General features: G+C 75.0%; 14 protein-coding genes. 5 read left to right on the forward strand and 9 right to left on the reverse strand.

Annotated elements, in window-relative coordinates; all coding sequences use genetic code 11:
- The first annotated feature begins 3 nt into the window (after positions 1 to 3).
- A complete protein-coding gene (locus tag EV189_RS00575) occupies positions 4 to 777 on the forward strand; it encodes an IclR family transcriptional regulator (protein WP_231115942.1) in 774 nt (257 codons plus the stop codon).
- Between the two features lie 38 nt (positions 778 to 815).
- Here EV189_RS00575 and EV189_RS00580 read toward each other — a convergent pair whose 3' ends face one another.
- Positions 816 to 1649, reverse strand: a complete 834-nt coding sequence (locus EV189_RS00580) for an NAD(P)-dependent oxidoreductase (protein WP_165400056.1) — start codon at positions 1647 to 1649, stop codon at positions 816 to 818.
- Positions 1650 to 1750: 101 nt separating this feature from the next.
- Between EV189_RS00580 and EV189_RS00585 the strand changes: the two genes are divergently transcribed.
- Together EV189_RS00585 and EV189_RS00590 are read left to right on the forward strand one after the other, a co-directional pair.
- Positions 1751 to 2032 carry a GNAT family N-acetyltransferase gene (locus EV189_RS00585; RefSeq protein ID WP_130491021.1) on the forward strand — a complete coding sequence of 94 codons (282 nt, stop codon included), beginning with the start codon at positions 1751 to 1753 and terminating at the stop codon, positions 2030 to 2032.
- Between the two features lie 454 nt (positions 2033 to 2486).
- Positions 2487 to 3935 carry an HNH endonuclease signature motif containing protein gene (locus EV189_RS00590; RefSeq protein WP_165400057.1) on the forward strand — a complete coding sequence of 483 codons (1449 nt, stop codon included), beginning with the start codon at positions 2487 to 2489 and terminating at the stop codon, positions 3933 to 3935.
- Between the two features lie 198 nt (positions 3936 to 4133).
- Here the strand turns inward: EV189_RS00590 and EV189_RS00595 are convergent, their stop codons facing one another.
- From EV189_RS00595 to efeO, 3 genes are all read right to left on the reverse strand, one after another.
- Complete coding sequence (locus EV189_RS00595) at positions 4134 to 4358, reverse strand: hypothetical protein (protein WP_130491023.1); 225 nt, start codon at positions 4356 to 4358, stop codon at positions 4134 to 4136.
- 86 nt (positions 4359 to 4444) lie between these two features.
- Positions 4445 to 5737: an iron uptake transporter deferrochelatase/peroxidase subunit gene (gene efeB, locus EV189_RS00600; protein ID WP_231115943.1), complete on the reverse strand. Its 1293-nt coding sequence runs from the start codon at positions 5735 to 5737 to the stop codon at positions 4445 to 4447.
- Between the two features lie 5 nt (positions 5738 to 5742).
- Positions 5743 to 6963, reverse strand: a complete 1221-nt coding sequence (gene efeO / locus EV189_RS00605; RefSeq protein WP_231115944.1) for an iron uptake system protein EfeO — start codon at positions 6961 to 6963, stop codon at positions 5743 to 5745.
- 129 nt (positions 6964 to 7092) lie between these two features.
- On the opposite strand from efeO, the gene efeU reads away from it, so the two are divergent.
- Positions 7093 to 8637: an iron uptake transporter permease EfeU gene (gene efeU / locus EV189_RS19935; protein WP_165400058.1), complete on the forward strand. Its 1545-nt coding sequence runs from the start codon at positions 7093 to 7095 to the stop codon at positions 8635 to 8637.
- Here the strand turns inward: efeU and EV189_RS00615 are convergent.
- The gene (locus EV189_RS00615; RefSeq protein ID WP_130491024.1) at positions 8627 to 9037 is read right to left on the reverse strand and encodes a MarR family winged helix-turn-helix transcriptional regulator; all 411 of its coding nucleotides are present in this window, start codon (positions 9035 to 9037) and stop codon (positions 8627 to 8629) included. The two genes, efeU and EV189_RS00615, sit on opposite strands and share 11 nt — an antisense overlap.
- Before the next feature lie 84 nt (positions 9038 to 9121).
- Between EV189_RS00615 and EV189_RS00620 the strand changes: the two genes are divergently transcribed.
- Complete coding sequence (locus EV189_RS00620; RefSeq protein WP_231115945.1) at positions 9122 to 10048, forward strand: alpha/beta hydrolase; 927 nt, start codon at positions 9122 to 9124, stop codon at positions 10046 to 10048.
- Here the strand turns inward: EV189_RS00620 and EV189_RS00625 are convergent.
- Genes EV189_RS00625 through EV189_RS00640 form a run of 4 tightly spaced genes read right to left on the reverse strand, consistent with a single transcriptional unit; the run spans position 10013 to position 13905 of the window.
- Complete coding sequence (locus tag EV189_RS00625) at positions 10013 to 10984, reverse strand: N-acetylglucosamine kinase (RefSeq protein WP_130491025.1); 972 nt, start codon at positions 10982 to 10984, stop codon at positions 10013 to 10015. The two genes, EV189_RS00620 and EV189_RS00625, sit on opposite strands and share 36 nt — an antisense overlap.
- Positions 10981 to 12126, reverse strand: coding sequence for an SIS domain-containing protein (locus tag EV189_RS00630; RefSeq protein ID WP_130491026.1), 1146 nt, complete (start codon positions 12124 to 12126; stop codon positions 10981 to 10983). The genes EV189_RS00625 and EV189_RS00630 overlap by 4 nt, the downstream gene beginning before the upstream one ends.
- Positions 12127 to 12157: 31 nt before the next feature.
- On the reverse strand, positions 12158 to 12991 hold the full coding sequence (locus EV189_RS00635) for a carbohydrate ABC transporter permease (RefSeq protein ID WP_130491027.1): 834 nt from the start codon (positions 12989 to 12991) through the stop codon (positions 12158 to 12160).
- Positions 12988 to 13905, reverse strand: a complete 918-nt coding sequence (locus EV189_RS00640; protein WP_130491028.1) for a carbohydrate ABC transporter permease — start codon at positions 13903 to 13905, stop codon at positions 12988 to 12990. Before EV189_RS00640 ends, EV189_RS00635 begins: the two co-directional genes overlap by 4 nt.
- Between the last annotated feature and the right edge of the window lie 6 nt (positions 13906 to 13911).

The raw sequence follows: 13911 nt of genomic DNA on the forward strand, positions 1-13911 counted from the left end.
GGTGTGCCGGTCCGCGCAGCCCCCGCCCCTGCGGCGACGGCCGTCCTGCGCATCCTCGGCCACCTCGCCCGGCAGGCCGCGCCGGTGCCGGCCGCATCGCTCGCCCGCGCGCTCGGCATGCCCCGCTCGTCGGTCTACCGGCTGCTCGCCGTGCTCGAGGAGGACGGCTGGGTCATCCGCTTCCCCGAGACCCGGGCCTACGGCCTCGGCGTCGCGGCCTTCGAGCTGTCCCAGGGCTACCTGCGCCAGGCGCCCCTGGCGCGTACGGGCCGGCCGGTCCTCGCCGCCCTCGTCGACCGCGCCCGCGAGTCCGCGCACCTCGCGGTCCTCGAGGGCCGCGACGTCGTCTACCTCGTCGAGGAGCGCGCGCCGCGGCGCCCGCCACTGGTGACCGACGTCGGCGTCCGGCTGCCGGCGCACCTCACCGCCACCGGCCGGGCGATGCTCGCCGCCCTGCCGGCGGCGCAGGTCCGCGCGCTCTTCGGCGACGTGCGCACGCTGCCGCTGCGGGGAGCGAAGGGCCTCGGCACGTACGCCGCGCTGCGCCGCGAGCTCACCGCCGTGCGCGCCCGCGGGTACGCGGTCGAGGACGGCGAGGTCACCGAGGGCCTCGCCAGCGTGGCGGTCGCGGTCCGCGACCGGTCGGGGTGGCCGGCCGCGGCCCTCGCCGTCACGTACCCGGCTGGGGTCGGGGAGGACGGGCGCGCAGCCCTCGTGCGCGCGGTCGAGGTCCACGCGCAGGAGTTCTCGCGGCGGCTCTTCGGCGCTGCGCCCTGAACTCCCCCGTGATCATGCAGATCTTGGTAGCGAGGGCGTCAGACCTCTGCCACCGCAGCGAGGTCGTCGCGCCCGTGGCCCTGCTCGGAGGCGGCGGCGAGCCGCTCCTCCACGACCCGGGCGAGCGGCGCCGAGCCGAGCGCGTCGAGCGCCAGCCGCACGTCCTTGAGCGCGAGGTCGACCGGGAAGCCCGCGGGGTACGCGTGCTCGCCCATCATCCCGGCCTTCAGCAGCGCGTACGGCATGCCGAGGGGCCCGCCGTCGAGCACGCCGAGGAGCGCGTCGCGCGGGACGCCGAGCGCGTCGGCACCGGAGAGCGCGTCCGCCATGGCGACCGTCGCCGAGGCCATCCAGAGGTTCAGCAGCAGCTTGAGGCGCGAGCCCTCCTGCCCCACCCCGACGTGCACGACGGTGCCGAGGTCGTCGAGCACGGGGCGCGCCTGCTCGACCGCGGCTGCCGGGCCGCCCACGAGCCAGGTGAGCGAGCCCTGCCGCGCCGGTGACGTGGAGCCGGAGACGGGCGCGTCGAGCACGGCGACGCCGGCGTCGTCCGCCAGGCCGCGCAGCCGGTCCGCCGCCTCCACCCCGACGGTGCTGGCCTGGACCCACACGACGCGGCCGTCGCGCAGCTGCGGGAGCGCCGCGCGGACGACCTCCTCGACGGCGTCGCCGTCGCGCAGCATCGTGATGGCGACCTGCGCCCCCGCGAGCGCGTCGGCGAGGGACTCCACCGCCGTCACCCCGTCCCCCGCTGCCGCGCGGGCCTTGTCCGCGGTGCGGTTCCAGAGGCGTACGTCGTGGCCCTGCTCCGCGAGGCGGGCGGCCATGGCCGCGCCCATGAGCCCGGCGCCGAGGATCGCTGTCGTCGTCATGCCGGGCATCCTCCCAGGAGCGGGCGTGCCGCACGCCGGGAAGCGTCCGGAGGGGTCGACGGTTGCGCACGTCACAGGAGCTGAGCGGGAGGGGCGCGGGCATGGCGGTCGAGGTCGAGCAGGACGAGGCAGGGGCGCGGTTCGTCGCGCGCGTCGACGGCGCGGACGCGGGGCTGCTCGCGTACCGCGTCGACGGCACGACCTGGGACCTGCGGCACACGGAGGTCTCCCCGGAGCACGAGGGGCACGGCGTGGGGAGCGCACTGGTGCGGGCAGCGCTGACCGCGGTCCGCGAGCAGGGCGGCAGCGTGGTGCCGAGCTGCCCGTTCGTCCGGTCGTGGCTCGAGCGCCACCCCGACGAGCAGGACCTCGTCCGGGGCTGACGGCTGGCGGTTGACGGCTCCTGGGCGGTGACGGCGGTTGCTCGAGGGGCCCGACCGATCGTGATCATGCAGATCGTGGGGGCGGGCCCGGGTCCTGCGTGACGCGCGCTCTCGCGCGCTCTCGTCGGGCGCGCCCACACGCAGGGCGCATCCCCGTGATCATGCAGATCTTGGGCGTCGGGCACGGATGCCCCGTGATCCAGCAGATCCTCGATGCAGGCGCGCCGGATGCCCCGAGCCGCGCGGCCCTCCACGCCAGCGCGTCCAGACACGGCCCCCCGCCTCCCGTGATCATGCACATCACGGGAGAGGGACAGGCCGCAGCTGGAAGAACGGACCCCTCCGGGGGCGAGACGGCAGGGCCAGGAGGAGTACGAGGGCCCTTGCCCGCCGTCCCGCCGTCGAGTAGGATTCGAACATGCGTTCGAGCGATGGTCCTGAGCGAGGGGACGGGTTGCCAGTCCGTCCGGTGCCCGGGGTCGTCGCGCTGCCCGGTCCGGGGCTGCCGTTCGCGCGGGCGCTCGAGCAGGTCGCCGTGGGGCCGGTGCTGCTGTCGCTCGTGCGGCAGTTGAGCGCGGACGAGGGGCTGCTGCGGTCATGGGCCCTGGCCGGCGAACCGGCTCTGCCCTCGACGTCGACGGAGGGTGAGGGGCTCACCTCGGCCAGGGCCGAGTCCGTGGTCCTCGGCGACGCGCGGCTCGCGATCGTGCAGGCCTGCGCGCGGCTGGAGAGCGCGGTCGCCGCGCTCAAGGCGACCGCGGTCGCAGCGGCCTACGGGCAGATCACCGCCGCGACAGCAGAGACGGTGCCAGGCGCTGGTCGTGGTGGTGGCGCAGAGGCGTCCGCGCGGGCGGAGATGGCGCTCGCGCTGCGGATGACCGAGCGCGGTACCGCCGCGATGGTGGACGGCGCGCTGCTGCTGACGAGCCGCCACCCGGGTACGCGGTGGCTGCTCACCGAGGGCCACCTCTCCCCCGCCCACGCCCGGGTGGTGGTCGACGAGGCGTCCGTGCTGGCCGACGAGTCCATCCCAGCGCTCGAGGCGGTGGTGCTGCGCCGCGCCCCGGAGCGGACCGTCAGCGAGCTGCGCCGCGACCTGCGCCGCGCGGTCGCCAAGCTCGACCCCCGCGGCGCGGCGGAGCGGCACGCCGACGCCGTGCAGCAGCGCGCCGTCCGGATCACCTCGCTGCCCGACGGGATGGCGGAGATCCGTGCCCTGCTCACCGCCGACGAGGCGCAGGTCGTGAGCGGCGCGCTCGACCGGATCGCCCGCGACCTGCCCACCGTCGACCGCGGGTTCGGGGCAATGGCCGGGTGCCGCGCCGATGCCCTGGTCGCGGTCTGCTCGGTCCTGCTCGACCCGACCGCCGACGGCGACTTCCTGCCAGCCCTGAGAAGGACGGCGGCGCCGGTCGCGGTGCAGGTGCAGATCTCCGCCGCCACCCTCCTCGGCCTCAACGAGGACCCCGCCCACTTGATGGGCCACGGCCCGATCCCCGCCGACCTCGGCCGCCTCCTCGCCTCCGACGGGACCTGGCAGCTCGCCATCACCGACCCCGACGGACGGCTCCTCGACCTCCACAGGCTTCGCTACCAACCAACAGCCGCCCAGCGCGCACGGGTAGCCGCGCTGTGGCTGCACTGCGGGCACCCCACCTGCTCCGTGCCCGCCACGCGATGCGACGTCGACCACACCGTCCCGTTCAACCACGACCAACCGGACGATCCGGGCGGCGGGCACACCACCTGCCGCAACCTCTGCCCCCGCTGCCGGCTCCACCACAACCTCAAGACCTGGTGGGGTTGGACCACCACACCAATGGAGGACGGCACCATCGCCCACCGCACCCCACTCGGCCGGATCTACGAAGCACGACCAGAACCCCAACCCTGCGCCGCCTGACCCAGCCACCGGCAGTGGAGAGAACCGCGAGCAGCAGCAGGACCAGCACGACCGCCCAGCCTCGCCGGCACCAGCCGGACGGGGCCCGCGGCGCGCCCGCACCAGCACGGAGTCAAGGATCGCCACCGTGCGCTCGACGACCTCGACCATGCCCCCTACGAGGCGGCGTCCCACTGGACGCCCTTCAGCCAGCGAGCGCTAACCGCCCAGCCCGGCCAGCGCGTACAAGCACGTGGGGCACGTCTCGGACAGCACGGCGGGGAACGCCACCGCGGGGAAGTCCTGCAACCCCTCGCGCGGCAGCCCGCACAGCGTGAGCACCCCGCCGGGCAGCACGCCGTGCTGGCGCCCCGCGGGCTCGCGGACCTCACCGCCGGCGTACCGCCACCCCACGCTCGCCACCCACGCCGACACCACGGTCACCGGAACGTGGTCCCACACGGGGACGACGCGCGGACGACGAGAGGCCGACCGGGAGGAGAGCGCCAGGAGAGCGGGAGACGACCGGGTCAGGACACGAGGTCGCCGAGCAGTCCCTTGCCGAACCAGTCGCCGACCGCGCGGAGCCCGGGAGGGCAGGCGAACAGGGCACTGCTGGTGTGGGTGATGTACTCGTTCAGCGCGTCGTGCTGGCCGAGCCGGCGCTGCAGCGGGACGAACTGCGCGTGCGCGTCCTTCTGGAACGCGATGAAGAACAACCCCGCGTCGAGCTCGCCGGTCTTCGCGTCGATGCCGTCGGTGTAGGAGTAGCCGCGGCGCAGGATGCGGATCCCGCCGTTCGTGTGCGGGCTGGCGAGCCGCACGTGCGCGGCCGCCGGGATGACCGGCTCGCCGCCCTTGGTGGCCGCGAGGTCGACCACGTCGGTCTCCTTCGAGCCCCCGAGCGGAGCGCCGCTCAGCTTGTGCCGACCGATGACGGACTCCTGGTCGGCGAGGAAGTCCGCGTCCCACGACTCGATGTGCATGCGGATGCGGCGGGTGACGGCGTACGTCCCGCCCCGCATCCACGCCTGGTCGCTCTCCTCGCCGACCCACACCGCGTCGTCGATCGCGGCCCGGTCCTCGAGCTTGAGGTTGTTGGTCCCGTCCTTGAACCCGAACAGGTTGCGCGGCGTCTCCTGCGCAGTGCTGGTCGACGCCGTGCTGCCGAAGCCCAGCTGCGACCAGCGCAGCACGACGGTGCCCCGGCCGATGCGCGCGAAGTTGCGGATGACGTGGAAGGCGACCTGCGGGTCGTCCGAGCAGGCCTGGACGCAGAGGTCCCCGCCGCTGCGCGCCTCCTCCAGCGCGTCGCCGGGCAGCGCGGGCAGCGGCGCGAGCGCCGCGGGCCGCCGGTCGGCGAGCCCGAAGCGGTCGTCGAAGAGCGACGGCCCGAACCCCACGGTGACCGTGAGCCGCCCGGGCGCGAGCCCGACCGCCTCGCCCGTGTCGACGGGCGGCGCCTGCGGCGCGGTCTCGACGGGCCCGACGCTCTGCCCGGCCGTCATCAGCGCGGCCGCGGCCGACCACCGGCCGAGCATCGCGGCGAGCTGCTGGACGTCCTCGGTGACGACGTCGAAGGCCGCGAACGCGAGCCGGCCCTGCGTCGGCGTGACGACGCCGGCCTGGTGCTCGCCGTAGAACGGCACGACGTCAGGAGCAGCCGACACCGGCGACGACGTCGTGGCCCGCGCCGTGCCGTACCCCCCGGCCGCGCCCACGAGCAGGCCGGCGCCACCGCCGACCGCACCGCCGAGCAGCCGCCGCCGCGACACACCCCGCCCGGCGGGGGCCTGACCCTGCTGGTCCTCGCTGAGACCCACGACCGCTACGCCCCGACGACCTTGGCGGCCACCGTCGAGAGCGGCTCGGCGACGGCGTGCACGGCCTGCGCCAGCGCGCGTACCTGCGCCGGCGTCAGCGAGGTGTAGAGCACGAAGCCGCCCGGCTGCCGCGCGTCGCGGTGCTGGTCGAGCAGCGCGTCGATCGCGGCGAAGCGCGCGGCGACGGTCTTCGCGACATCGGGCGAGATCGTCGCGAGCGCCGGCTGCAGCGACGCGAACGCCTGCTCCGCGCCCTCCACGTTGCCGGAGAAGTCGACGAGGTCCACGTGCGAGTACCGCTCCTCCTCGCCGGTCACCTTGTTCTTCGACACCTCGTCGAGCAGCCCGACCGCGCCGTTGGCCAGCTCGGCCGGCTGGTACTGGACACCGGCGACGAGGGTCTTCAGCTTCGTGACGTTCGACACCAGGGTGGCCGCCACCGGGGCCATGCCCTTCAGCGACCGGTCCTTGAAGATGGCCTTCTCCAGCACGTGGAACCCGCGCCACTGCGCCGCCGGGACGTCGCCGGCCCGCGCGTCGATGTCGGCGTCGAGGTTGCTGCTGCCGCTGACGAAGCTCTCGGCCACCGGCTCGATGCGCTCGTAGAACACGCGGGCCTTCGCGTACTGCGTCCGCGCGGCGGCGAGGTCCCCGCGCTGGACGGCCGCCGCGAACGGCGCGGTCGCGGTGACCAGCCCGTCGACCTGGGTCTTGACGTACGCGGCGTAGTCCTTCGTGCCCTGCGCCAGCAGGGACGTCGCGTCGGTCGCGCCGGTCGAGGCGCGCGCCCCCGTCACCTGGAACGGCGCCGTGTCGTGCGTCGCTCCAGGGCAGTGGACGACGTAGTCGCCCGCGCCGAGGTCGAGCGAGAACGAGCCGGAGAAGCCGGGGGCGAGGTTCTCCTTCTCCCCGAGGATCCGCGCGCCCGAGCGCAGCTCGATCTCGCTGACCGCGGTCGCGTCCTTGTTGGTCACGTGGAAGGTCACGGGCCCGGAGCGCACCGGGGACGGCGTGGGCGCGCACCCGTCGGCGGTGAGCACGAGCTGCACGTCACCGGACGCGGACCCTGAGCCGGACGCCGACCCGGACGCCGACCCCGACGCCGCCGCCGGACCGGCACTGGCGGAGGCGGCGTCGCTGCCGGAGCCGGACCCGCCGCAGGCGGCGAGCAGGGCGAGGGGAGCGACGAGGGCGGCGGCGCGGGCGTGCACAGCGCGGATCTTCACGGGGAGGTCTTCCTCGAGGGGACGGGACGCGCCAGTGCGTCGGGACTAAGGCGAGGCTAACCTACACAAGCACCCGCCGGTGCCGCTACGCTCCAAGCAAGGCAAGGCTCACCTACCCGAAGGACGTCGATGCTCGCCACGTTCGTCATCGGCCTGCGCGAGGGGCTCGAGGCCGCGCTGATCGTGGGGCTCGTCGCCGCGTTCCTCCGGCGCAACGGCCGGCTCGACGCCCTGCGCTGGGTGTGGGCCGGGGTCGGTGCGGCCGCCGCGCTGTGCGTCGCCGTCGCCGTCGCACTGCAGGTCGTCTCGGCCGAGCTGCCGCAGCGGGCGCAGGAGGGGCTCGAGACCGTCATCGGCGTCGTGGCCGTCGTCGCGGTCACCTGGATGCTGCTGTGGATGCGCACGCACGCGCGCGGCCTCAAGGGCGACCTCGAGAGCGCCGCCGGCGCCGCGCTCGCGAGCGGCTCGGTCCGCGCGCTGGTCGGCATGGCCTTCCTCGCCGTGCTCCGCGAGGGCCTCGAGACCGCGGTCTTCCTGCTGGCGGCCTTCAACGCGAGCGGCAGCCCGGCGACGGCCGGCACCGGCGCCCTGCTCGGCCTGGCCGCGGCCACCGCCCTCGGGTGGGGCATCTACCGCGGCGGCGTCCGCATCGACGTCGGCCGCGTCTTCCGGGTGACCGGGGTCGTGCTCGCGGTCGTGGCCGCCGGACTCGTCGTCACCGCCCTCCACACCGCGCACGAGGCCGGCTGGCTGCTGGCCGGCCAGGCGCAGGCGCTCGACCTCAGCTGGCTCGTCCGACCCGGCACCGTGCTGTCCTCCCTGCTCACCGGCGTCCTCGGCCTGCAGCCGCGGCCGACGGTCGTCGAGGTGGTCGGCTGGGTCGCGTACCTCGTCCCGGTGCTGCTCGTCATCACTCGGCCCCCGACGCCGCAGCGCCGCCCGGTCCCTCGGCGCGCGCTCGGCCTGGCCGCCGCCGCCCTCGCCGTCCTCGCGCTGGCCGGCGCCGGCGCCGCCCGGCTCGCCGCCCCCGCCTCCCCCTCGGCGCAGCCGGGCCCCACCACGCTGGCCGGCACCGACGCGACCGTCTGGAGCTCGGGGACCCTGCGCCACGACGTCGCCGCCCCGGCGCTCCCCGTCCCCCCGCGCCCCGAGGGGCTGCGCCGCACCGGCACCGCTGAGCGCGCCGGCGTGACGACCGACGTCTGGACGGGCACGGTCCCGTCCGCCGCCGCGGACGGGCTGCCGCGCACGCTCACCCTGACCGACCTGCAGGCCGTCGGCGGTGGCCGGCTCCCCCTCGGCCTGAGCGTGCGCGCCGGGCAGGCCGTCCCCGTGACGTACGCCGCGGCGAGCACCGTGACGTACTGGGTCGAGCCGCGGACCGGCGACGTCGTCGACGTGGCGCAGACCGTGCGCGTCACCGCCTCGAGCGGCACGAGCGCGCTCGGGACCGTGCTCGACCGCTCCCTCTCCGCCCCCGCCGCCGAGCGCGACGCCGCCGCCGCACGGGCGCGGCACGACCTCGCGACGCTCGACCGCGCCGACCTGCTGGGCAGCTCGCTCCCGCTCGCCCTCGTGCTGCTCGCGGCCGCCGCCGCCGGGACCGCTGGCCTGCTGCTCGCCCCGCTGCTCCGGCGCCGGTCCGAGCGCGTGCCGGACCCCGTCACGGCCTGAGGCGCGCGAGCAGCCCGGCCAGCTGCTCCACCTCACCGGCGCCGAGCGCGCCCATCCGCGCGGCCAGCTCGCGCTCGAGCACGGAGCGGCCGCGGGCGAGCGCCTCCTCCCCCGCGGGCGTGAGCGTGAGGACCGACGAGCGGCGGTCGACCGGGTGCGGCTGCCGCTCGACGAGCCCCGCCTCCTCCAGCCGGTCGACGCTCTTGCTGACCCCGCCGACCGTGACCGAGAAGGCCGTGGCGAGGTCCTGCACGCGGCAGCCCGGCGTGCTGCTGATGACGGAGAGGGACTCCACGCGTCCGAGCGAGAGGCCGACCTCGTCGAGGAGGACGCCGTCGACGGCGTTCCAGAGCTCGGTCTCCACCCGGACGAGCAGCCGGAAGGCAGCCGTCGCGTCCACGGTCCTCCTCAGATCGATTCCAGGGAATCGACTTCCGAGGAATGGTGTTGGGGACAGCGTAGGCCACGCCACCAGGAGGACCCGATGGACGCCCCGACCAGCACCAGCACGACCAGCACCAGCACGACCAGCACCAGCACGGGCGCACCGAGGCTCGACGAGCTGCCGCTCCCGCAGCGCCGACCGGCCTTCGAGGCGCTGATGACCGGTCTGCCCGTCCCCGACGACGTCACCGCGACGCCGACGACGCTGGGCGGCGTCCCGGCGTACGACGTGGTGCTCGCGGGCTCGGGCGACGCGACCGTCCTGCACCTGCACGGCGGGGCCTACGTCATGGGGTCCGCGCGGGCCGCCGTCCGGACCGCCGCGCTGCTGGCCCGGCAAGCGGGGGCGCGGGCCGTCGCCCTCGACTACCGCCTGGCTCCCGAGCACCCGCACCCCGCAGCGCTCGAGGACGCCCTGGCGGGCTACCGCGCGCTGCTGGACTCGGGCGTCGCCGCCGAGCGCCTCGTGCTCACCGGCGAGTCGGCGGGTGGCGGGCTCGTGCTCGCGACGCTCGTCGCCGCCGTCCGCGCCGGTCTGCCCGTCCCCGCGGCCGCCGTCGTCCTCTCGCCGTGGACGGACCTCACGCTCTCGGGCGCGAGCTACGTCGCCCGGCAGGGGCTGGACCCCGTCCTGCGCACGGCCTCGATCGCCCGGGACGCCATCGCGTACGCCGCGGACCGTCGCGCCGACCCGCTGGTCAGCCCGCTGCTCGCGGACCTGCGCGGCCTGCCGCCGCTGCTCGTCCAGGTCGGCTCGGCCGAGATCCTGCTCGACGACGCCACGCAGCTGGCCGCCCGCGCTGCGGAGGCCGACGTCCCGGTGCAGCTGGAGGTCTACCCAGGGGCGACCCACGTCTTCCAGCACGGCGCAGACGGCAGCGGCGGCACGGCGGACGAGGCGCTCGCCCGGGTCGGGGCGTTCGTCCGGCGGCTACTGCCCGGCGAGCCGCTGCAGCGCCTCGGCTGAGAGCGGCGCGCCGGCGAGCTGCGCGGCGTGCAGGGCGGCGCCGACCACCGGCGGGTGCAGCGGGGTCCGCGCGTCGTAGCCGGGGTAGCGCGCGCGGAGCCGCGAGAGGAACGGCTCGCGCACCAGCGCCGCGGACAGCATCCCCCCGGACCAGGAGACGGGGACGGCCTCGCCCTGCGCGAAGCCCAGCCGGCGGCGCGTGGCCTCGACGAGCTCGACCAGCTCGTCCGCTGCGTCGGACAGGATCGCGGCGGCCGCGGCGTCCCCCTCCTCCGCCGCGGCCACCACCTCGCGGGAGAGCGCAGCGACCTCGCGCCGGTCGCGCTGCCAGCGGTTGAGCACCACGTCGACGAGGTCGAGGTCCGTGCCCAGGCCCAGCCGCGCGCGCAGCACGTCCAGCAGCGGACCGGGCGGCAGGCGCCCGTCCGCCATCTTCGTGAACGCCTGCAGGCCCCGGACCGCCACCCAGTGCCCCGAGCCCTCGTCCCCGAACGCCTCGCCCCACCCTCCGACGCGCACGCCGCGCCCCGCGCGCTCGCCGTACGTGATGGACCCGGTGCCGCTGACGACGTTGATGCCGTCCGCGCCGGCGAGGGAGCCGGCCCACGCGCAGACGGTGTCGTTGGCGACGGCGTACCGCGCATGCCCGAGCGCGGCGCCGACCGCCGCGTCGACCGCGGGCACGTCCCTGCTCACCTCGCCGTGGGCGGGGAGCCCGGCGAACACGTACGCGACGGCGTCGACCGCCATGCCGGCGGCAGCGCACACCTCGGGCACCGCCACCCCGAGCACCCGCTCGACCAGTGCGGGGCCCTCCGGGGAGAACAGGTAGTAGCAGCTGGGCGCCACCGTGCTCGCGAGCACCTCACCCTCGTCGCTCAGCACGCACAGCGCGGTCTTGGTGCCGCCCCCGTCGATCCCGAGGTACGCGCTCAAGCTCCCGCCCCGCCGAGCGGGTGCACGGTGACGCCCTGCACGACCCGGTTGACCTCGCCCGACGGGAACGGGTTGTCCGGGGTCAGCCCGAGCGCCAGCGACGTGTGCAGCGCGAGCAGCTGGGCCACCACGACGTACGCGAGCCCGGCGACGACGTCGCTCGCACCGGCGAGCTCCGGCAGCTCCCACGTCTGCGGCGCCTGGAGCCGCGACGGGCTGCCGGCGCTGATGACGAGGACGTCCTTCGGGTCGAGCGCGCGCAGCAGCTCCGCGGCGATGTCCTCGTCGTACTGCCGGGTGTACGCGTCGGTGGAGACCAGCACGACGGTGAGCGTCTCGTCGTCGAGCACCGACTTCGGCCCGTGGCGGAAGCCGAGGGCCGAGTCGAACCACGCGACGACCGAGCCGGCCGTGAGCTCGAGCATCTTCAGCGCCGACTCCTGGGCGAGCGCCGTGAGCGGGCCCGAGCCGAGGTAGACGACGCGGGTGTAGCCGCGCGCCGCGAGGGCGGCGAGGTCGTCCTCGTGCTCGGCGAGGAGGCGCTCGGCCGCCGCGGCCGCACTCCCGACTCCCGGGTCGCCGCCCGCCAGCCGCAGCCACGTCGCCAGCACCATGCAGGTGAAGCTGCTCGTCATCGCGAAGCCCTCGTCGTGCGCCGCCTCCGGCATCTGCAGGACGAGGGAGCGCTCCGCGCCGGCCATCTCCTTGGCGAGCCGGCCCTCCGGGTTGCACGTCACCACCAGGTGGTGGACCGAGCTGAGGCACTGCTCGGCGAGCGCCGTCGCCGCGACGCTCTCCGGGCTGTCGCCCGAGCGCGCGAACGAGACCAGCAGCGTCGGCACGTCCTCGGCGAACACCTCGGCCGGGTTCGACACGACGTCCGTCGTGGGCACCGCCTCGACCCGCCGGCGCAGGGTGCGGGCGAGGGCCGGGGCGATGAGGCCGCCGGCGAAGGCGGAGGTCCCGGCGCCGGTGAGCACGATCCGCAGGTCGGGCTGCGCGAGCAGGGGCTGGAGGAAGGCGTCGGTCCGCGCACGGTCGCGCTCCGCGTCCTGCGCCACCTCGCGCCACAACCGGGGCTGCTGCGCGATCTCGCGGGCGGTGGCGGCGGCCCCGCGGGCAGTCCAGTCGACGGTGGTCACGAGGAGCTCCTGGGCGGTCGAGAGGGAGAGGTCACTTGGTACTACCCGCCAGGAGGCCGCTCACGATGTAGCGGTTGAAGGCGAGCGCCAGGGCCGCGGGTACGGCGATCGCGAGGACGCCCGCCGCGTTGAGCAGCGTGCTCGGCACGACGTGCCGGCCCTGCAGCGAGGCGATCGTCACCGTCAGCGGCTGGGTGCTGATGTCGGTGGACAGCACGAGCGGGAAGAGGAACTGCGCCCACGCGAAGAGGAACGTGATGAGCGCGGTGGAGATGATCCCGGGCCGGGCGAGCGGCAGCAGCACGTGCCACAGCACCTGCAGCCGGTTGGCCCCGTCGACCAGCCCGGCCTCCTCGATGCTCACCGGCAGGCTCGCGAAGTAGTTGTGCAGCACCCAGGTCGCCAGCGGGAGGAAGCCGGAGACGTAGACGAGGACGATCCCGGTGTACGTGTTGACCAGCCCGAGGTCGGTCATGATCCGGTAGAGCGGGATCAGCGTCGTGTAGGACGGGAACGCCATCGTCGCGAGCACGCTGTAGAACAGCAGGTTCCGCCCGCGGAACGGCATGCGGGCGAAGGCGTACGCCGCGAGCGTCGCGAGCAGCACCGTGACGATCGTCGCCGCACCGCACTCGACGACGATGTTCACCGAGGATCGGCGGATCTGCTGGGCGACGTCCCCACTGCCCGTCAGCAGCGCCCGGTAGTTGCCGAGGGTCGGGGTCGGGGGGAGGTAGTGGCTGGGCTTCGAGCGGGCCTGGGACTCCTTCTGCAGGGAGATGTTGATCGCCCAGTAGATCGGGATGAGCGACCAGACGAGGATGAGCCCGACCGAGACGCGGCGGAGCAGCTGGGACCGCTTCACAGCTCGACCCTCCGGTAGACGAACCGCACGACGAGGACGGAGAACAGCAGCGTCACCAGCGTGATGAGCAGGCTGAGGGCGTAGCCCGTGCCGAAGTCGAGGTTCTCGAAGCTGATGAAGTAGGTCTGCATGGTCAGCGACGCGCCCGTCGAGGCGGCGCCGTTGAGCACGTACGGCTGGTCGAAGACGTTGAGCGTCGCGATCACCGCCTGCACCATCGCCACCGCGACCCCGGGCCGGGCGAGCGGCAGGGTGATGCGGAGGAAGGACTTCCAGGGCGACGCCCCGTCGATCTCGGCGGCCTCGTAGAGCTCGCCGGGGATGAGCTGCAGCGCCGCGAGGACCAGCAGGGCCGAGAGCGGCGTGATCTGCCAGACCTGCACGAGCTCGATGAGGGCGATGGTGAGCAGGCGGTCCTGCCCCAGCAGCACGTGGTAGTCGCTCGTGAGGTGCAGCGAGGTGAGCACGCTGTTGAGCAGGCCCGCGTTCGGGTCGAAGATCCCCGTCCAGAGGATCCCCTCGACGATGCCCGGCAGCGCCCACGGCAGGATCAGGACGGCGATCACCATGCTGCGGCCGCGGAACGGCCGCTGCAGCGTCACCGCCATCGCGATCCCCAGCACGGTCGAGAGCGCGACGCCGACCAGGACGTACAGCAGGGTGTTCTCGGTGCTGCTCACGACGGCGCTGTCGTGGAAGAGCGAGGTGAAGTTCCCGAAGCCGACGAAGCGCTCCGGCGGGTCGAGCTCGTCGACGCGGTAGAAGGACTTCACCACCGTGAACACCGCGGGGACGATCGCGAGGCAGACGATGAAGGCGGCGACCGGCGCCACCAGCACGTACGGCAGCAGGTCCGGGCCGCGCCGGCGGCGTCGCCGCGCCGGTGGTGGGGGCTCCTCGGTCGCGGTCGCCACCGGCGT

The organism is Motilibacter rhizosphaerae (genome assembly GCF_004216915.1).
GTDB lineage: Bacteria > Actinomycetota > Actinomycetes > Motilibacterales > Motilibacteraceae > Motilibacter > Motilibacter rhizosphaerae.